Source organism: Kitasatospora sp. NPDC056446 (assembly GCF_042796115.1).
Classification (GTDB): Bacteria; Actinomycetota; Actinomycetes; order Streptomycetales; family Streptomycetaceae; genus Kitasatospora.
This window is the reverse complement of sequence record NZ_JBHTRF010000041.1, coordinates 55,267-73,985: the sequence shown is the minus strand read 5'-3', so window position 1 is coordinate 73,985 and position 18,719 is coordinate 55,267. Positions and strand designations below refer to the sequence as shown.

At 71.3% G+C, this 18,719-nt stretch carries 12 protein-coding genes; 2 read left to right on the top strand and 10 right to left on the bottom strand.

Annotated elements, in window-relative coordinates; all coding sequences use genetic code 11:
• Window positions 1-327: 327 nt before the first annotated feature.
• From ACFQ6N_RS24590 to eccD, 9 genes are all read right to left on the bottom strand, one after another.
• Window positions 328-2,013 carry a ribonuclease J gene (locus ACFQ6N_RS24590; protein WP_380652832.1) on the bottom strand — a complete coding sequence of 562 codons (1,686 nt, stop codon included), beginning with the start codon at window positions 2,011-2,013 and terminating at the stop codon, window positions 328-330.
• Between the two features lie 168 nt (window positions 2,014-2,181).
• Window positions 2,182-3,081, bottom strand: a complete 900-nt coding sequence (dapA, locus tag ACFQ6N_RS24585) for a 4-hydroxy-tetrahydrodipicolinate synthase (RefSeq protein WP_380652830.1) — start codon at window positions 3,079-3,081, stop codon at window positions 2,182-2,184.
• A 227-nt stretch (window positions 3,082-3,308) separates the two neighbouring features.
• A complete protein-coding gene (gene thyX, locus ACFQ6N_RS24580; protein WP_380652827.1) occupies window positions 3,309-4,040 on the bottom strand; it encodes an FAD-dependent thymidylate synthase in 732 nt (243 codons plus the stop codon).
• Window positions 4,037-4,495, bottom strand: a complete 459-nt coding sequence (locus ACFQ6N_RS24575; protein ID WP_380652824.1) for a hypothetical protein — start codon at window positions 4,493-4,495, stop codon at window positions 4,037-4,039. Before ACFQ6N_RS24575 ends, thyX begins: the two co-directional genes overlap by 4 nt.
• A gap of 25 nt (window positions 4,496-4,520) precedes the next feature.
• Window positions 4,521-5,267, bottom strand: a complete 747-nt coding sequence (gene dapB, locus ACFQ6N_RS24570; protein ID WP_380652822.1) for a 4-hydroxy-tetrahydrodipicolinate reductase — start codon at window positions 5,265-5,267, stop codon at window positions 4,521-4,523.
• A gap of 14 nt (window positions 5,268-5,281) precedes the next feature.
• Window positions 5,282-6,634, bottom strand: a complete 1,353-nt coding sequence (locus ACFQ6N_RS24565; protein WP_380652820.1) for a M16 family metallopeptidase — start codon at window positions 6,632-6,634, stop codon at window positions 5,282-5,284.
• 118 nt (window positions 6,635-6,752) lie between these two features.
• Window positions 6,753-8,960, bottom strand: a complete 2,208-nt coding sequence (locus ACFQ6N_RS24560) for a polyribonucleotide nucleotidyltransferase (RefSeq protein WP_380652816.1) — start codon at window positions 8,958-8,960, stop codon at window positions 6,753-6,755.
• Between the two features lie 462 nt (window positions 8,961-9,422).
• The gene (gene rpsO, locus ACFQ6N_RS24555; protein WP_031072625.1) at window positions 9,423-9,713 is read right to left on the bottom strand and encodes a 30S ribosomal protein S15; all 291 of its coding nucleotides are present in this window, start codon (window positions 9,711-9,713) and stop codon (window positions 9,423-9,425) included.
• A gap of 205 nt (window positions 9,714-9,918) precedes the next feature.
• Window positions 9,919-11,379, bottom strand: a complete 1,461-nt coding sequence (gene eccD / locus ACFQ6N_RS24550; protein WP_380652813.1) for a type VII secretion integral membrane protein EccD — start codon at window positions 11,377-11,379, stop codon at window positions 9,919-9,921.
• A gap of 343 nt (window positions 11,380-11,722) precedes the next feature.
• Between eccD and eccCa the strand changes: the two genes are divergently transcribed.
• Window positions 11,723-15,664, top strand: a complete 3,942-nt coding sequence (eccCa, locus tag ACFQ6N_RS24545; protein ID WP_380652810.1) for a type VII secretion protein EccCa — start codon at window positions 11,723-11,725, stop codon at window positions 15,662-15,664.
• A 468-nt stretch (window positions 15,665-16,132) separates the two neighbouring features.
• A complete protein-coding gene (locus ACFQ6N_RS24540; RefSeq protein ID WP_380652808.1) occupies window positions 16,133-17,518 on the top strand; it encodes an APC family permease in 1,386 nt (461 codons plus the stop codon).
• Here the strand turns inward: ACFQ6N_RS24540 and ACFQ6N_RS24535 are convergent.
• Window positions 17,460-18,698 carry a hypothetical protein gene (locus ACFQ6N_RS24535; protein WP_380652806.1) on the bottom strand — a complete coding sequence of 413 codons (1,239 nt, stop codon included), beginning with the start codon at window positions 18,696-18,698 and terminating at the stop codon, window positions 17,460-17,462. The two genes, ACFQ6N_RS24540 and ACFQ6N_RS24535, sit on opposite strands and share 59 nt — an antisense overlap.
• Window positions 18,699-18,719 lie beyond the last annotated feature (21 nt).

Genomic DNA, 18,719 nt, shown 5'->3' with positions numbered 1-18,719 from the left:
CGTTGACTTTTGGCACGCTGTTGAGTTCTCAAGGAACGGACGCTTCCTTCGGACCGCCTTCCAGCGGACCCTCCGGGCTTTCGTTCTTTCGTGTTTCAAGCTTATCAGATGTTTTCCGCTCCGTTTTCCGGAGTTTCATTCATCCAATCGGCTTTTGCCTTTCGGCGCTCCCGGACTCTATCAGAGTTTCTCGGGCCGTTTTCCCCGGTCGTTCTCGAATTCGAATTCGAGCCCGTTACCGAGGGGCCGTCCCGTGGGGCAACCCGGAGAACATTACGCACCGGGCTGCCCCACGTCAAACCGGCCTCAGCCGGGGACGAACGAGCGTCAGACCTCGACGACGACCGGCAGGATCATCGGCCGGCGACGGTAGTTGTCCGCCACCCACTTGCCGATGGTCCGGCGGACCAGCTGCTGCACCTGGCGGGGCTCCAGCACGCCGTCGCTCGCCGAGCGGTCCAGGGCCTCCTGGAGCTTGGCGACGACCGGGACGAACGCGTTGTCGTCGATGCCGGAGCCTCGGGCCTGGATGGTCGGGCCACCGATGATCTTGCCGTTGGCCGAGTCGACCGCGACGAAGACCGAGATGAAGCCCTCCTCGCCGAGGATCCTGCGGTCCTTGAGCGAGGCTTCGGTGATGTCGCCGACCGAGGAGCCGTCCACGTAGACGTACCCGGCCTGCACCTTGCCGACGATCCGGGCGACGCCGCCCTCCAGGTCGACGCAGACGCCGTCCTCGGCGATGACCACCCGGTTGCGCGGCACGCCGGTGGCGACGCCCAGCTCGGCGGCCGCCCGCAGGTGGCGCCACTCGCCGTGGACCGGCATCAGGTTGCGCGGCTTGCAGATGTTGAAGAAGTAGAGCAGTTCGCCGGCCGAGGCGTGGCCGGAGACGTGCACCTTGGCGTTGCCCTTGTGCACGACCTTGGCGCCCCAGCGGGTCAGGCCGTTGATCACGCGGTAGACCGCGTTCTCGTTGCCCGGGATCAGCGAGGACGCCAGGACGACGGTGTCGCCCTCGACGATGCGGATCTGGTGGTCGCGGTTCGCCATCCGGGACAGCGCCGCCATCGGCTCGCCCTGCGAACCGGTACAGATCAGCACGACCTCCTTGTCCGGCAGGTCGTCCAGCTGCTTGACGTCCACGACCATGTTGCCGGGGACCTTCAGGTAGCCGAGGTCACGGGCGATGCCCATGTTGCGGACCATCGAGCGGCCGACGAAGGCGACCTTGCGCTTGTACTCGTGCGCGGCGTCCAGGACCTGCTGGATGCGGTGCACGTGGCTGGCGAAGGAGGCGACGATGATGCGCTTGTCGGCGTTCGCGAAAACGTTTCGCAGCGCCGCGGAGATGTCCCGCTCGTGCGGGATGAAGCCGGGGACCTCGGCGTTGGTGGAGTCCACCAGCAGCAGGTCCATGCCCTCCTCCGCCAGCTTGGCGAAGGTCGGCAGGTCGGTCAGCCGGCCGTCGAGCGGCAGCTGGTCCATCTTGAAGTCACCGGTGGCCACGACCATGCCGGCGGGGGTGCGGACCGCCACGGCGAGCGCGTCCGGGATGGAGTGGTTGACCGCGATGAACTCGCAGTCGAAGGGGCCGATGCGCTCGCGCTCGCCCTCCTTGACCTCCAGCACGTACGGCCGGATGCGGTGCTCGGCGAGCTTGGCCTCGATCAGCGCGAGGGTCAGCTTCGAACCGATCAGCGGGATGTCCGGGTTCTCCCGGAGGAGGAACGGGACGGCGCCGATGTGGTCCTCGTGCCCGTGGGTGAGGACGATGCCGTCGACCTTGTCGAGGCGGTCCCGGATGTAGGTGAAGTCCGGGAGGATCAGGTCCACGCCGGGCTGCTCGTCCTCGGGGAAGAGGACGCCGCAGTCGATGATCAGGATGCGGTCCCCGTATTCGAGGACCGTCATGTTGCGGCCGATCTCGCCGAGGCCGCCGAGCGGAGTGATGCGGAGGGCGCCCTCCTTCAGTGCCGGGGGCGCGCCGAGTTCGGGGTGCGGGTGGCTCAAAAGACTCTCCTCACGACGCACGCCATATGCCCGGGGTCCTCCCCCTGGAGACATATGGCGTGCGTACTCAGTGTCGTTTTCCTACTGGGTCTGTGCTTTCGCGCCTTCGATCCGGTCCAGCGGCGGACCCTGGGGTCCGGCGAGCCGGGACGCGCACGTCTGTGTCTGCTACAGGTGTACCCCGCCGGCGGCGAGATCCTGCCTCAATTTCGCGATCTCCTCCGGCGTCGCGCCGACCAGCGGCAGCCGCAGCGGGCCGGCCGGCAGGCCCTGGAGCTCCAGGGCGGCCTTGGTGAGGATCACTCCCTGCGTCCGGAACATACCGCTGAACACCGGCAGCAGGCGCTGGTGGACGCTGGTGGCCTTGACCACATCGCCGGCCAGGTAGGCCTCGATCATCGTCCGCAGCTCGCCGGCCACGACGTGCCCGACGACGCTGACCACGCCGACGGCGCCGACGGACAGCAGCGGCAGGTTGAGGACGTCGTCACCGGAGTACCAGGCGAGGTCGGAACGGGCGATGGCCCAGGCCGCGGCGCCGAGGTCGCCCTTGGCGTCCTTGTTGGCGACGATCCGCGGGTGCTCGCCGAGGCGGACCAGCGTCTCGTGGCTCAGGGCGACCCCGCTGCGGCCCGGGATGTCGTAGAGCATGACCGGCAGCCCGGTCGCGTCCGCGAGGGCGACGGTGTGCCGGTACAGGCCCTCCTGCGGGGGCTTGCTGTAGTACGGCGTGACGGCCAGCAGGCCGTGCGCCCCGGCGGCCTCCGCCTGCCGGGCCAGCTCGATGCTGTGGTGGGTGTCATTGGTGCCGACGCCGGCGACCACGTGGGCGCGGTCCCCGACCGCCTCCACCACGGCCCGGACCAGCCGGGCCTTCTCGGCGTCGCTGGTGGTCGGGGACTCACCGGTGGTGCCGTTGACGACGAGGCCGTCGTTCCCGGAGTCGACGAGGTGCGTGGCGAGGCGCTGGGCGCCGTCGAGGTCGAGTCCGGCGTCGGCGGTGAACGGGGTGACCATCGCGGTCAGGACCCGGCCGAACGGCGTCTGGGGGGTGGAGGTCGGAGCCATGCGTCCAAAGCTACTCGTAGGCGGTGGGGCGGTATCCACACCGGTCCAGTGTTCGGACAGGGGCAGCCGCGTGGAGCGGTGGAAACAGGCGGGGGGATGGGATCCCGGTGCTGCCCGCTCGGGGGTTCGGGCAGCACCGGGATCCGTGTTCACGAATGTAAGGAGCGGCTAGAAAAGCCGCAATCCAGACATGCCAGACACTCTGCCCGTATGCCTGTCGTCCCAGGTCAGGGAGCGACCCGGCCGTGCTTCTCGAAGGCCGCATGGGTGAGCGGCATCAGCTCGGCCCACTGCTGCTCCATCTGCTCGGCGACCATCTCGATCTCGCGCTGCGGGAAGGACGGCACCGCCGAGTTCTCCCGCTTGGTCCGCAGCGACAGGAAGTGCATCAGCGAACGCGAGTTGCAGGTCGCGTACATCGAGGAGAACAGGCCAACCGGCAGCACCGCACGGGCGACCTCGCGGGCCACCCCGGCCGCCAGCATCTCCTGGTAGCGGGCGTAGGACTCGCGGTACGCCGCCTCCATCGCCTCGGTGGTGGTCCGGTACTGCTCGGACGTGCCGTCGCTGAACTCGTACTTGCCCGGACGGCCCTGCTGGACCAGCTTGCGGTCCTCGGCCGGGACGTAGAAGACCGGCTGCAGCTCGCGGTAGCGGCCGGACTCCTCGTTGTACGACCAGCCGCTGCGGTGCCGGTGGAACTCCCGGAACACGAAGATCGGCGCGCTGATGAAGAAGGTCATCGAGTTGTGCTCGAAGGGCGTGCCGTGCCGGTCGCGCATCAGGAAGTTGATCAGGCCCTTGGACTTCTCCGGGTCCTGCGAGAGCGCCTCCAGGGACTGCTCCCCCGCGGTCGAGACGCGGGCCGCCCAGATCACGTCCGAGTCGGCGGCGGCGCTGCGGACCAGCTCCACCGTCACGTCGCCGCGAAAGGCGGGGGCCGTCGGTTCGTCGCTCACGCGTTGCTCCTTGCGGGTTCGGTGCTGTGCAGCTTGATGGCGTGCTGCATGGTCTTGCGGGCGCGCGGGGTGTCGCCGGCGTCGGCGTAGGCCACGGCGAGCCTGAACCAGACCCGCCAGTCGGCCGGGGCGGCCTCCGCCTCGCCCTGGCGGCGGGCGAAGACCTCGTCGGCCGAGGCCCGGTCGATCCGCCCGCCGGTGGTGCGCCTCAACTCGTCCACCGGAAGGCCGCCCTCGGCCTCCAGCTCCCGGGCGAGCCGCTCGCTGTCCCGCCCGAAGCGGACGGTCTGACGCAGGAACCAGACGCCGATCAGCGGGATGACGAAGGCGCAGAGGCCGATGCCGATGCCGAGCGGCTTGCCGGTGGCGATCAGCTGGACGCCCTCCCCCACGCAGAGCAGGGCGACCAGCAGCAGCACGCCGGACAGGACGAAGAAGCCGGTACGGGAGGTCATCGCGCGCCTCCGGGGATCGCCACGGTCACAGGTCCAGGAAGTGTTCGAGGCCGAGGGTCAGCCCCGGCGTCCCGACGACCCCGCGCACGCCCAGCAGGATGCCCGGCATGAAGCTGCTGTGGTGCAGCGAGTCGTGCCGGATGGTGAGCGTCTCGCCGGTGTCGCCGAACATCACCTGCTGGTGGGCGAGCAGCCCGCGCAGCCGGACGGAGTGCACCGGCACGCCGTCCACGTCGGCGCCGCGCGCGCCGGGCAGGCTGTGGGTCGTCGGGTCCTGCTGCGCCGGGCGGCCGGCCTCGGCCCGGGCCGCCGCGATCAGCTGCGCGGTGCGGGTGGCCGTGCCGCTGGGGGCGTCGGCCTTGCGGTCGTGGTGCAGCTCGACCACCTCGACCGACTCGAAGTACCGGGCGGCGACCTGGGAGAACTTCATGCCGAGGATCGCCCCGATGGAGAAGTTCGGCGCGATCAGCAGGCCGAGCTCCGGCGCCCCGTCCAGCCAGCCCCGGACGGTGGCGAGCCGCTCGTCCGTCCAGCCGGTGGTGCCGGTGACCACGTGGATGCCGTGGTGCAGGCAGTGGTCGAGGTTGCCCATCACCGAGTCCGGGTGGGTCAGCTCGACGGCCACCTGCGCCCCGGCCTCGGTCAGCTCCTCCAGCTTCGACCCGCGCCCGAGGGCGGCGACCAGTTCGAGGTCCGGCGCGGCCTCGACGGCCTTGACCGCCTCGGAACCGATGCGGCCCTTGGCGCCGATCACGGCGACACGCAGCGTCATGGCGAAATGTCCTCTCACACCAGCAGATCGGCGAGCTTGGCGGCCCGCTTGTCGTTGATCGGGCCGATCAGCGCGAGCGACGGCCGGTACGCGCCCAGCACATCACGGGCGACCTCGTGGACGTCCTCCAGGGTCACCGACGCGATCCGCTCCAGCATCTCGTCCACCGACAGGTGGTGCCCGTAGCTGAGCTCGGCCTTGCCGATCCGGTTCATCAGCGAGCCGGTGTCCTCCATGCCGAGCACGGTGGAGCCGGAGATCTGGCCGATCGCGCGCCGCAGCTCCTCCTCGGTGATGCCGTCGGCGACCACCTTGGCCAGCTCCTCGCGGCAGATCCGCAGCACCTCCTCGACCCGCTTGGGCTGGCAGCCGGCGTAGATGCCGAACAGGCCGCTGTCCGCGTAGGACGAGGAGTACGAGTAGACCGAGTACGCCAGGCCGCGCTTCTCCCGGACCTCCTGGAACAGCCGGGAGCTCATGCCGCCGCCGAGGGCCGCGTTGAGCACGCCCATCGCCCAGCGGCGCTCGTCGTGCCGCGGCACCCCGGGCACGCCGAGGACCAGGTGGGCCTGCTCGGTGGACCGGTTGAGCACCTCGACCCGGCCGGCCGTGCGCAGTGCCTTGACCCCGCGACGGGCCTCGGCCGGAGCCGCCGTGGAGCGGGCCAGCACCGCGGCGAAGGCCTCCTCGACCTGCTTGACGACCTTGCGGTGGTCGAGGTTGCCCGCCGCCGCGACGACCAGGTTCTCGGGCCGGTAGCGGCGGTGGTAGAAGCCGGCGACCTGGTCCCGGGTGAGCGTCCGGATGGTCTCCTGGGTGCCGAGGATCGGGCGGCCGAGCGGGCCGCTGCCGTAGATCACCTTGGCGAACAGGTCGTGCACCACGTCGCCCGGGTCGTCCTCGGCCATCGCCATCTCCTCGAGGATGACGCCGCGCTCGGCCTCCACGTCCTCGGTGCGGATCAGCGAGCCGGTGAGCATGTCGCAGACCACGTCGATGGCCAGCGGCAGGTCGGTGTCCAGGACCCGGGCGTAGTAGCAGGTGTTCTCCTTCGCGGTGAAGGCGTTCATCTCGCCGCCGACCGCGTCCAGGGCCGCCGAGATGTCCAGCGCGCTGCGCCGCTCGGTGCCCTTGAAGAGCAGGTGCTCCAGGTAGTGGGTGGCGCCGTTGAGCTGCGGGGTCTCGTCCCGCGAGCCGACGCCGACCCAGATGCCGAAGGTCGCGGAGCGCACCGTCGGCAGGGTCTCGGTGACGACCCGAAGGCCGCCGGGGAGGACGGTGCGGCGCACCGTGCCGGCGCCGTCGACGCCCTTGAGCAGGGTCCGGGTGGTGCCGGGACGCTGCTTTACCGCCGGGGCCTGGGCCACGGGGGGTACCTCCAGAGGAAACGCACGCGGAAAGGCACGTACGGACGAAAGCGTGGACAACGGGGTGCGGCCCGCACGCCGTGAGGCGTACGGGCCGCGGGGATCAGCTAGCGGCGCTTCACTCGGAAGCGGCCTCGCCGTCCTCTTCGCCCTCGACGACCGGGATCAGGGAGAGCTTGCCGCGCGGGTCGATCTCGGCGATCTCGACCTGGACCTTGGCGCCGACACCGAGGACGTCCTCGACGTTCTCGACGCGCTTGCCACCGGCCAGCTTGCGGATCTGCGAGATGTGCAGCAGGCCGTCCTTGCCCGGCATCAGCGACACGAACGCGCCGAACGTCGTGGTCTTCACCACGGTGCCCAGGTAGCGCTCGCCGACCTCCGGCATGGTCGGGTTGGCGATCTGGTTGATCGTGGTGCGGGCGGCCTCGGCGGCCGGACCGTCGGCGGCACCGATGTAGATGGTGCCGTCGTCCTCGATCGTGATCTCGGCGCCGGTGTCCTCCTGGATCTGGTTGATCATCTTGCCCTTGGGGCCGATGACCTCACCGATCTTGTCCACCGGGATCTTGATGGTGATGATGCGCGGCGCGTTCGGGGACATCTCGTCCGGGGAGTCGATGGCCTCGTTCATCACGTCGAGGATGTGCAGGCGGGCGTCCTTGGCCTGCTTCAGCGCGGCGGCGAGCACCGACGCCGGGATGCCGTTCAGCTTGGTGTCCAGCTGGAGGGCGGTGATGAAGTTGCGGGTACCGGCGACCTTGAAGTCCATGTCGCCGTACGCGTCCTCGGCGCCGAGGATGTCGGTCAGCGTGACGTAGTGGGTCTCGCCGTCGATCTCCTGCGAGATCAGGCCCATCGCGATGCCGGCGACGGCGGCCTTCAGCGGCACACCGGCGTTCAGCAGCGACATGGTCGACGCGCAGACCGAGCCCATCGAGGTCGAGCCGTTGGAGCTCAGCGCCTCGGAGACCTGGCGGATGGCGTACGGGAAGTCCTCGCGGGAGGGCAGCACGGGCAGGATGGCCCGCTCGGCCAGCGCGCCGTGGCCGATCTCGCGGCGCTTGGGCGAGCCCACGCGGCCGGTCTCGCCGACCGAGTACGGCGGGAAGTTGTAGTTGTGCATGTAGCGGCGACGCGTCTCCGGGGAGAGCGTGTCCAGCTGCTGCTCCATGCGGAGCATGTTCAGGGTGGTGACGCCCAGGATCTGGGTCTCGCCACGCTCGAACAGGGCCGAGCCGTGCACCCGCGGGATGGCCTCGACCTCGGCGGCCAGGGTGCGGATGTCGGTGACGCCGCGGCCGTCGATGCGGACCTTGTCCGTGATGACGCGCTCGCGGACGACCTTCTTGGTCAGCGCGTTGTAGGCGGCGCTGATCTCCTTCTCGCGACCCTCGAACTCGGGGAGCAGCTTCTCGGCGGCCAGCGCCTTGACGCGGTCCAGCTCGTTGTTGCGCTCCTGCTTGCCCGCGATGGTCAGGGCCTGGGCGAGCTCGTCCTTGACGGCGGCGCTCAGCGCGGCGAGGACGTCGTCCTGGTAGTCCAGGAAGACCGGGAACTCGCCGGTCGGCTTGGCGGCCTGGGCGGCCAGCTGGGCCTGGGCGGCGCAGAGGACCTTGATGAACGGCTTCGCGGCGTCGAGGCCGGAGGCCACGACCTCCTCGGTCGGCGCCTCGGCGCCGCCCTCGACGAGCTTGATGGTCTTGTCGGTGGCCTCGGCCTCGACCATCATGATCGCGACGTCGCCGTCCGGCAGGACGCGACCGGCGACGACCATGTCGAAGACGGCCGACTCCAGCTCGGAGTGGGTCGGGAAGGCGACCCACTGGCCGTTGATCAGCGCGACGCGGACGCCGCCGATCGGGCCGGAGAACGGCAGGCCCGCCAGCTGGGTGGAGGCGGAGGCGGCGTTGATCGCGACCACGTCGTACAGGTGGTCGGGGTTGAGCGCCATCACGGTGACGACGACCTGGACCTCGTTGCGCAGGCCCTTGACGAAGGACGGGCGCAGCGGGCGGTCGATCAGGCGGCAGGTGAGGATCGCGTCCTCGGAGGGCCGGCCCTCGCGACGGAAGAACGAGCCGGGGATACGGCCCGCGGCGTACATCCGCTCCTCGACGTCCACGGTCAGCGGGAAGAAGTCGAAGTGCTCCTTCGGCTGCTTGGACGCGCTGGTGGCCGACAGCACCATGGTGTCGTCGTCCAGGTAGGCCACGGCGGAGCCGGCGGCCTGACGGGCCAGACGGCCGGTCTCGAAGCGGATGGTACGGGTGCCGAAGGAACCGTTGTCGATCACGGCCTCGGCGTAGAACACGTTCTCTTCCACCTGGAAGATCTCCTCTTTCGTACGTTCTCCGGGAGAGCGTCCCCGCGTCCTGCCTGCTGGTGGCCCTGGGGGCCCTCCCTGCCAGGGAGGGCGGCAGTCGGGCCGGTCTTCGATCGAAGCCTCCGGCGTTGCCCCGCTCGGTCTGCGGGGATTCCGGGGGCCACTACCGAGGACCGGCGCCTCACGGCTGCCGGGCCGGGAGCGGCGGTCCGCGTCTGGACGCTCTCTCGGATGCGGGCGGCTTCCGTTTGAAGCCTTCGTTCCCGCGGGGGGTCGGGGTCTTTCTGCCCGGGTGGCGCGCTGGTGCGCCATCACCCGGCATGCCCACAACCCTACGGTGCAATCCTCGGCCACCTGGGGAGGTGCGCGCGAGTTGTTATCTGCGGGCGCCGCGGCCCGACGGCCGCGGCATACGCGCGAGGGGCGGCTCCCCGGTGTGGGGAGCCGCCCCGAGCGGCGGTCTTAGCGGGCGCCACCGGCGGCACCGCGGCGGATGCCCAGGCGGTCGACGAGCGTACGGAAACGCTCGATGTCCTTCTTGGCCAGGTACTGCAGCAGGCGGCGGCGCTGGCCGACCAGGATCAGCAGGCCACGACGCGAGTGGTGGTCGTGCTTGTGGGTCTTGAGGTGCTCGGTCAGGTCCGAGATACGACGGGAGAGCATGGCCACCTGGACCTCGGGGGAACCGGTGTCGCCCTCCTTCTGGCCGAACTCGGCGAAGATCTGCTTCTTGACGTCAGAGGCGAGAGCCACTGCAACTCCTTCGGGGTCTACCGAGCGGTCCTGGTCGACAGCACAGGACGCATCGAGAACTCGGTGTCGTGACCGCGGCCGGCGCACTGCCTCCCACGGAGGGGGGCGGACACACAGCTGCGATCGAAGGCCAAGCGTACCAGTGCCGCCCGCCCGGCCGTTCGGGGGCCCGGGCGGGCGGCACGAGGTGCGGGCGGGCGCCGGATCAGCCGGTCGCGCCGCGGACCAGCCGGTAGACGTCCAGGACGGCGAGCGCCAGCGGGACGAGCGCGATCAGCGTGAGGCTGTCCACCAGGTCCAGGATGCGCCCCCAGAACGGGGAGACGCCGAGCCGCGGCACCACGAGGGCGATCGCCACGAGCAGGGCCGCGCCGAAGGCGACGGAGGCGGCCAGCCAGATGGTGCGCAGGTCGAGTTCGGTGGTGGAGCCGGCCACCCGCAGGAAGAACTGCGGAGTGTGCAGGGACAGCCCGACGATCAGCAGGCACAGGCCGAGCAGGCCGGCCACGGTCAGGCTGAGGACCTGCGCGGTGTAGCGGAACAGCCGGGCGCGCAGCATCGCGGCCAGGCCCAGGGCGAGCGCGAGCAGTTCCGGGAAGGTCTCGTCGGTGAAGCCGAGGACGGCGCAGGCGCCGACCACGACCGCGGCGCAGCCGCCGACCAGGCCGACCAGCACCTCGTGGCCGCGGCGGGCCTGGTGGGCGATCCGCTCGTACTGGACGGCCTCGGCGCGCTCGGCCTCCTCGTCGTAGTCGCGGCTGCGGGTGCGGGTCTGGCCGGGGGCGCTGAAGCCGACCGGCAGCCGGGCGAAGCGGGCCGAGAGCCCGGGCAGGAAGCCGACCGCGGCGATGGCGGCGACACCGGTGACGGCGGCGATGTGCCCGGCCGGGGTCCCCGGCATCAGGACGGCGGCGAAGGTGGCGAGCGCGCCGGCGGTGGCGACCAGGGCCGCGGCGACGAAGGCCGCGTCCTTCTCCGGCAGCAGGCCGCTCAGCAGCACGGCGACCACCAGGGCGGCCACGCAGCCGACCAGGAACTGGAGCCGGCCGGGGCCGTCCCCCGGGTGGGCGACGGCGATGACGCCGCTGCCGCCGATCAGGGCGTGCGGCAGGGCGCCGAGGCCGAGGGCCAGCGCGGCGTGCGCGTCCTGGTAGACCCGGGCGCGCACGCCGGCCAGCGCGGTGAGCACCACGGCGGTGACGCCGGCCAGGACGCCGGGCAGGCCGTGCATGTCGTGGCGCAGGTCGGAGAACCAGAGCGCGAAGCCCAGCAGGGTGAGCAGCACCCCGGCGCCGATCAGGCCGAAGCCGCGCATCAGCTCGGCGGTCCAGAACCGGCGGTCGGCCTCGACGGCGCTGGCGATGGCGTCGGCGACGTCGTCGTAGACGGCCGGCGGGAGCGACTCGGCGAAGGGGCGCAGCGCGAGCAGGTCCCCGTCGCGGACCTGCTGGGCGGCCAGTGGCAGGCCGCTGTCGAGGACGGTGCCGTCGCGGCGGACCAGGTGGAACCCGGTGGGGGTGCCCTCGGGCTGGCTCTGGTTGGCCAGGCGCAGCACCTCGGGGTAGACGTCCGCGAGCGGGACGTCCTCGGGCAGGGCGACGTCGATCCGGCGGTCCGGGGCGACGACCGTCACCCGGCAGTAGCCGGTCGCGGCAGCGTTGCTCATGCTCCCGCCCCGCTTCGCTCGCTCATGAGCCGCACCTCGACCCTTCGACGCACGTGGCGCTCCCCCTTGTTGACGGTGCCGAGGCACGGCGGCGCTCGGTGTGTGGCTGTGGAACCGGCCCGACCGGGCCGCGAGTTGGCGCGGCGTTACCCTACCCGCTCGCTTCGTGACCGGGCCCTGGCGGGCGGTGCGGGGGCGACCGTTAGGATCGGCGCCTGCGCAAAGGTACGGGGGCCTGCGCTGTGTGGGGCGTCCTCAGCCGCCGGAATCCCGTACGGACCGCACGCAGTCGCGTGAGGGCTGATGCCGAAGTGATCGATCGACGCCGCGGGGTGGATGACGCATGGGTGTGATCACGGTCAAGCGACCGGCCAGGGCCTATCCGCCCACCGTGCCGGACGAGCCGGTGGAGCTGGTGAGCCCGCCCGAGCTGCCCCGGCAGGGCGGCGAGGACTGGCTGATGAGCATCCTGCCGATGCTCGGCATGGGCGGTTCGGCGGTGTTCTTCTTCTCGCCTGGCGCACAGGCCCCGATGAAGATCATGGGCGGTCTGATGATCGCCTCGACGGTCGGCATGGTGCTGGCGCAGATCGTCCGGGCCCGCAAGGGCGGCTCCACCGCGATGGCGGACGAGCGGCGCGACTACCTGAAGTACCTGCAGCAGACCCGCCGCCAGGTGCGCCGCACGGCGGAGCGCCAGCGCGGCGCGCTGCTGTTCCTGAACCCTGCGCCGGACCAGCTGTGGTCGATCGTCGAGGACGGCCGGCGGCTGTGGGAGCGGCGCACCGGGGACGGCGACTTCGCGCAGATCCGGGTGGGCCTCGGGCCGGTGCAGCTGTCCACGCCGCTGGTGGCGCCGCAGACCGCGCCGATGGACGAGCTGGAGCCGCTGTCGGCGGCCGCGATGCACTCCTTCCTGAAGGCGCACGGCACCCTTCAGGACCTGCCGCTGGCGGTGTCGCTGCGGGCCTTCTACCACATCACGGTGTGCGGGGACCCGGACTCGGTGTACGGCAACGTGCGCGCGATGCTCGCCCAGTTGACCACCCTGCACTCGCCGGACGACCTGATGGTGGCCGTCGCGGCGGCGCCCGGCGCGGCCGAGGAGTGGGAGTGGACCAAGTGGCTCCCGCACAACCAGCACCGCAAGGACGCCGACGGCGCGGGCTCGCGCCGGCTGTTCGCCACCGGCCTGGGCGACCTGGAGTACCTGCTCCAGGACGAGCTGGCCGGGCGCCAGCGCTTCGTCCGGGACAGCGCGCCGGCGGCGGACCAGCCGCACCTGGTGGTCGTCATGGACGGCGCCGGGGTGCCGCACGACTCGCTGCTGGCGAGCCCGGAGGGCGTGCAGGGCGTGACGGTCATCGAGGTGGTCCCGGGTGAGGTGGACGAGCCCAGCGGGCACCTGATGGTGACGGTCGACTCCGAGCGGCTGGTGCTGCGTTCGGCCTCCGGGGCGACGTACACCGGCAAGCCGGACCTGCTCTCGGTGTGGCAGTCCGAGGCGCTGGCACGGCAGTTGGCGCCGTACCGGGTCTCGGCCGGCGGGGACGACGAGCCGCTGCTGTCCAACCTGGACTTCACCGACATGATGAGCTCGGGCGACCCGGGCTCCTTCGACGTGAACCGCAGCTGGCGCCAGCGCGCCCAGCACGAGCGGATGCGGGTGCCGATCGGGGTCGGGGCCAACGGCGAGCACGTCTACCTGGACATCAAGGAGGCCGCGCTGGAGGGCATGGGCCCGCACGGCCTGTGCGTCGGCGCGACCGGTTCCGGCAAGTCGGAGCTGCTGCGCACCCTGGTGCTGGCGCTGGCGATGACGCACTCCTCGGAGATCCTGAACTTCGTCCTCGCCGACTTCAAGGGCGGTGCGACCTTCTCCGGCATGGCGGACATGCCGCACACCTCCGCGGTGATCACCAACCTGGAGGGCGAGCTCACCCTGGTCGACCGCATGCGCGACGCGATCGAGGGCGAGCTGCACCGCCGCCAAGAGCTGCTGCGCTCGGCGGGCAACTACGCCAACATCCACGAGTACGAGCGGGCCCGGGCGGCCGGCGCGGCCCTGGACCCGCTGCCCTCGCTGGTGCTGATCATCGACGAGTTCTCCGAACTGCTCACCGCCAAGCCGGACTTCATCGAGATGTTCATCCAGATCGGCCGGATCGGCCGGTCGCTGGGCGTGCACCTGCTGCTGGCCTCGCAGCGCCTGGAGGAGGGCAAGCTGCGCGGCCTGGACACCTACCTCTCGTACCGGATCGGTCTGCGCACCTTCTCGGCGGCCGAGTCGCGGGCGGCGATCGGGGTGCCGGACGCCTACCACCTGCCGCCGGTGCCGGGGGTCGGCTACCTCAAGTTCGGCGAGGACGTGATGGACCGGTTCAAGGCCGCCTACGTCTCGGGGCCGTACCGGGCACCGGGGCAGCAGCGGTCGACCGGCGGGCGGCGCGGCGCCGCGCACCCGGTGGAGTTCACCGCGGCCTTCGTGGAGCTGCCGGAGCCGGTGGAGGAGGAGGCGCCGCCGGTCCCGGAGCAGGACGACGCGCTGGTGGACACCGTGCTGGACGTGTTCGTCCAGCGGATGGCCGGCCAGGGCCCGGCCGCGCACCAGGTGTGGCTGCCGCCGCTGGACGAGGCGCCGAGCATGGACCACCTGCTGCCGCCGCTCCAGCAGGTGCCGGAGCGCGGGCTGACCGCGCCGGGCTACCCGGTGGGCCGGCTGCGAGTGCCGATCGGCATCGTGGACAAGCCGCGCGAGCAGAAGACGGACATCCTGGAGGTCGACTACGCGGGGGCGGCGGGCCACGGCCTGGTCGTGGGCGGTCCGCGCTCGGGCAAGTCGACCGTGGTGCGCACCGCGGTGGCCTCCTTCGGCCTCACCCACACCCCGCTGGAGGTGCAGTTCTACCTGCTGGACTTCGGCGCGGGCAGCTTCCAGTCGCTGGCCGGGCTGCCGCACGTCGGCGGGGTGGCCGGTCGCCTGGACGTGGACCGGGTGCGCCGGATGGTCTCCGAGGTGCACGGGGTGATGAACCGGCGCGAGGAGCTGTTCCGGGTCGCCGGGATCGACACCATCGGCACCTACCGGGCCCGCCGGGCCGCCGGGCAGCTGCCCGACGAGGCCTTCGGCGACGTCTTCCTGGTGATCGACGGCTGGAACACCTTCAAGCAGGAGTTCGAGGGCCTGGAGCCGGTGATCGGCGACATCGCCCAGCGCGGCCTCGGCTACGGCGTCCACCTGCTCATCACCGCGGCCCGGTACGCGGAGGTCCGGCCGGCGCTGAAGGACCTGCTGCAGAACCGCACCGAGCTCAAGCTCGGCGACGCGATGGAGTCCGAGGTGGACCGCCGGGTGGCGCAGAACGTCCCGCCGCAGGCCGGGCGCGGCATCACTCCGGAGCGGCTGCACTTCCTGTCCGGCCTGCCGCGCCTGGACGGCTCCTCCACCGTCGACGACCTCCAGGACGGCGTGGCCGGGCTGGTCGCCGCCGTCGCCGGGGCCTGGGCCGGGCCGCGCGCCCCGCAGGTGCGGATGCTGCCGGCCGTCCTGGACGGGCACTCGCTGCCGAAGGGCTTCGAACACCCGGAGCGCGGGGTGGCCTTCGGGGTGGACGAGGCGGAGCTGGCACCGGTCTTCGTCAACTTCGAGACCGACCCGCTGTTCATCGTCTTCGGCGACACCGAGTCGGGGAAGTCGGCGACGCTGCGGATGCTGATCAAGCAGATCACCGAGCGGTACACCCCGGACCAGGCGGGCATCGTGGTCGGCGACTACCGGCGCGCGCTGCTGGGCGCGGTGCCGCCGGAGTACCTGGTCGAGTACGCGGCCGCGCAGCCGGCCATGTCGGCCGTGGTGGACATGCTGCGCGGGGCCTGCTCGCGCCGGCTGCCGGGCCCGGACGTGACCGCCGAGCAGCTGCGCAACCGGAGCTGGTACAGCGGCAAGGACATGTTCGTGGTCGTCGACGACTACGAGCTGGTCGCGACGAGCTCGGGCAACCCGCTGGCGCCGCTGGCCGAGTTCCTGCCGTTCGCCCGGGACATCGGCCTGCGGGTGATCGTGGCGCGCAGCGCGGGCGGCGCCGGGCGCTCGCTCTACGAGCCGGTGATGCAGCGGATCCGCGAGCTGGGCGGCCAAGGCGTGATCCTCTCCGGCAGCCGGGACGAGGGCGCGCTGCTGGGGACGGTCCGGCCGCAGGCGCTGCCGCCGGGCCGCGGGGTGTTCGTGTCACGCCGGGCGACCCACGGGCAGATGGTCCAGACGGGCTGGCTGCCGGTGGCCTAGCCGCGCCGATTGTCACGCATGGTGATCGAAGGGGTCGGACTCCCGTGAGTCCGGCCCCTTCGGCATCCCAGCTTCCGAAACGTTACCTAGATCTTTCCGGGTGGGTGCTGCGGTTCCCGCACCCCGCCGGGGAGTTGCCGCGCCTTTCCGGGGCGCCTGGACGTTCGCCGTCCACCCGGATTGTTTCCTTTGAATGTCGGCCTTCAACTCTTTGTTTACCTTCGATTCAATTGAGATGTGGCCAAGGTAACAAGTCGGACAAACCTCGCAATGACCGAACGTGATCATCGGATCGCATGCCCGCGCCGGTCGACGCAACGGATTCCGAAGCAGTTCCGACGTTGACGCAATCAATACGCCCAAGGTTCCCTTGGGCCCGGGAGCGACTGGACCAGGACCCGAGCCAACCAGCCAGCGGAGGCGATACCGCTCCCACTCCAGGACCGCACAGAGCCGATCGGAAGCCACATGACCGACACGCTTCGCCCGCCACAGACCGTAGCCGCCACGGCGGCCGAGCCGGCCGCGCCCCAGCAGCTCAAGCGCTCGATCGGCGTGGTGGGCGGGACACTGCTCACGCTGTCCTGCGTCACCCCGGCCTCGACGCTCTTCGTGATCGTGCCCGAGCTGTTCTCCAGCATCGGCAGCGCCACCGCCCTGGCCATCGCGATCGGCACCGTGCTCTGCGTCGCCGTCGCGTTCTGTTACTCCGAGCTCGGCACCCTGATCCCCAGCGCCGGCGGCGAGTACGCCATGGTCGGCACCCTCGCCGGGCGCCTGATGGGCTGGCTGGTCTTCGTCCTCTCCCTGATCGTGGTGATGATCGTCCCCTCGGTCATCGCCCTCGGCACCGCCGACTACCTGGCCCCCGTCCTGCACCTGGACAAGGCCATGACCGGCGCCGCCGTGATGCTGGCCGCCACCCTGGCCGGCCTGCTCGACCTGCGCGCCAACGCCTGGATCACCGGCATCTTCCTGGTGCTGGAGGTGATCGCGGCCGGCGTGGTCTCGGTGCTCGGCTTCGCCCACGCCAACGGCAACGCCCCCAGCCTGCTGCACGGCGTGGTCGCCGGGGACGGCGGCACCACCGCCACGGTCAGCGTGGGCGCCATCGTCGGCGCGCTCGGCATCGCCCTGTTCATCACCCAGGGCTTCTCCACCGCCGTCTACCTCTCCGAGGAACTGGAGAACCCCCGCCGCAACGTCTCCCGCACCGTGCTGTGGACGCTCGGCATCTCCTCCGCCGTCATCCTCGTCCCGGTCGTCGCCATCACCCTCGGCGCCCCCGACCTCCAGACCCTCACCTCCGGCGACATCTCCGGCATGGTCACCGCCTGGAGCAACTCCGCGGTCGGCACCTTCATCAGCCTCTGCGTCGCCCTGGCCATCATCAACGCCGGCATCGTCATGGTCATCCAGAACTCCCGGGTGCTGTTCGCCTCCGCCCGCGACAAGGCCTGGCCGGAGCCGGTCAACAAGGCCTTCGGCACCCTCGGCCGCTTCGGCTCCCCCTGGATCGCCACCCTGGCCGTCGGCCTGCCCGGCGCGGCGCTCTGCTTCGTCAAGGGCGAGCTGCTGAGCAACATCACCGGCGTCGCCGTCACGGGGATGTACCTCCTGGTCGCGATCGCCGCGCTGCTCTCCCGCCGCGCCCACCACAAGCACGCCGCCGCCTGGCGGATGCCGCTGTGGCCGGCCGTCCCGATCGTCCTGATCGCCGTCCTGCTCTACGTGATGACCAAGCTCGACGCCGAACCCCTGCTGTGGACCGGTGGCATCACCGCCGTCGCCCGTGCTACCCGCGCGCCTTCCAGACCGGGCCGGCGACGATCGCCTTCAGCTGGTCCGCGGTGAGCAGCGGAGTGCCGGTCGGCTTCTCGACGGCCATCACCTCGGTGCCGTCCGGGCGCAGGACGTTCACCGTCAGCGGCGTCTCCTTGCTCCCGAGGTCGCCGGAGAAGAGGATCCGGCTGCCGTCGGGGAGGGTGTTCGCGTTCTCGAAGGCCCGCTTCCCCTTGGTGTTCCGGTCGCCCGCCCAGTTCTCCACGCGCAGCACCAGCGCGCCGGCGGCCCCGTCGCGGGCCAGCTTGAAGGTGGCCGCCAGCGCGGTGCCGGAACGCCCGGTCACCGTCACCCCCTGGGGCAGCAGCCCGGTCAGGGCGGCCTCCCGGTCCGCCAGCGGCAGGCCGGGGTCGACCGCGTCGTCGTCGACGCCGTCGTACCCGACCGCCGCCACGATCCGGTCCCAGGACCTGTCGGTGACGATCGCCTTCAGCTGGTCGAGGGTGAGCGGCGGCTCGGGGCGGCTGTCCGGCGCGCCCTTCTCCTGCGGCGCGTTCCACTCGTTCACGGAGATGCTCCGGCCGTCCGGGCCGGTCAGCGTGGCGTGCCAGTCCTTGGTGTCGGCCCGGCTGTCCGAGTACTCGTACCCCTGCTCCAGCAGCAGCCGGGAGCCGTCCGGCAGGGTGGTGTCGGTGCAGGAGTCGACCCGGGCGAGCCCGAAGTCCTTCGGGCAGCCGGGCACCTGCGTCTGCTTCGGCCGGTGCTTCTGGATGCCGAGCTGGATCAGCGACCCGCCGTGGCCGTCGTCGAAGACCAGGCTCGCCGAGACGAAGGTCCCGCCCGACTGCTCGTCGTCGGTGCCCCGCCCCTTCGCATCGGTGGTCCACCCCTTGGGCAGCATGGCCCGGAAGGTCGCCAGCACCTCGTCACCGGTGATCACGACCGGGGCCGAGGACGGCGCCCCCGTCGGCGTGGCCGCCTGGGAGCCGCCCGCGGCGGCCGCCGGGGCGGAGGCCGCGCCCACGCTGCCCGCGTCCTTCCCCGCCGGGGAGCCGGCCAGGTACACGCCGCTGCCCACCAGGGCCAGCGCGGCCGCGCCGCCCATCACGGCGGCGGTCGAGCGGCGGCGCCAGCGGCGCCGGCCCCGCAGGTAGCCGCCCGCGACCAGGTCGGCCTGCCCGGTGCGGAAGCCTTCACCTGTCCGGGTGAGGGCATAGAGAAGATCGTCCTCGAACTTGTCCGGTTCGGACATGGTTGTTCACCGTCTCCTTGC

What these genes read in the sequence shown, in the direction of transcription:
- dapA (WP_380652830.1), bottom strand. Translation starts at nt 3,081, where the DNA reads ATGGCTCCGACCTCCACCCCCCAGACGCCGTTCGGCCGGGTCCTGACC.
- ACFQ6N_RS24575 (WP_380652824.1), bottom strand. Translation starts at nt 4,495, where the DNA reads ATGACCTCCCGTACCGGCTTCTTCGTCCTGTCCGGCGTGCTGCTGCTG.
- dapB (WP_380652822.1), bottom strand. Translation starts at nt 5,267, where the DNA reads ATGACGCTGCGTGTCGCCGTGATCGGCGCCAAGGGCCGCATCGGTTCC.
- eccD (WP_380652813.1), bottom strand. Translation starts at nt 11,379, where the DNA reads ATGAGCAACGCTGCCGCGACCGGCTACTGCCGGGTGACGGTCGTCGCC.
- eccCa (WP_380652810.1), top strand. Translation starts at nt 11,723, where the DNA reads ATGGGTGTGATCACGGTCAAGCGACCGGCCAGGGCCTATCCGCCCACC.
- ACFQ6N_RS24540 (WP_380652808.1), top strand. Translation starts at nt 16,133, where the DNA reads ATGACCGACACGCTTCGCCCGCCACAGACCGTAGCCGCCACGGCGGCC.
- ACFQ6N_RS24535 (WP_380652806.1), bottom strand. Translation starts at nt 18,698, where the DNA reads ATGTCCGAACCGGACAAGTTCGAGGACGATCTTCTCTATGCCCTCACC.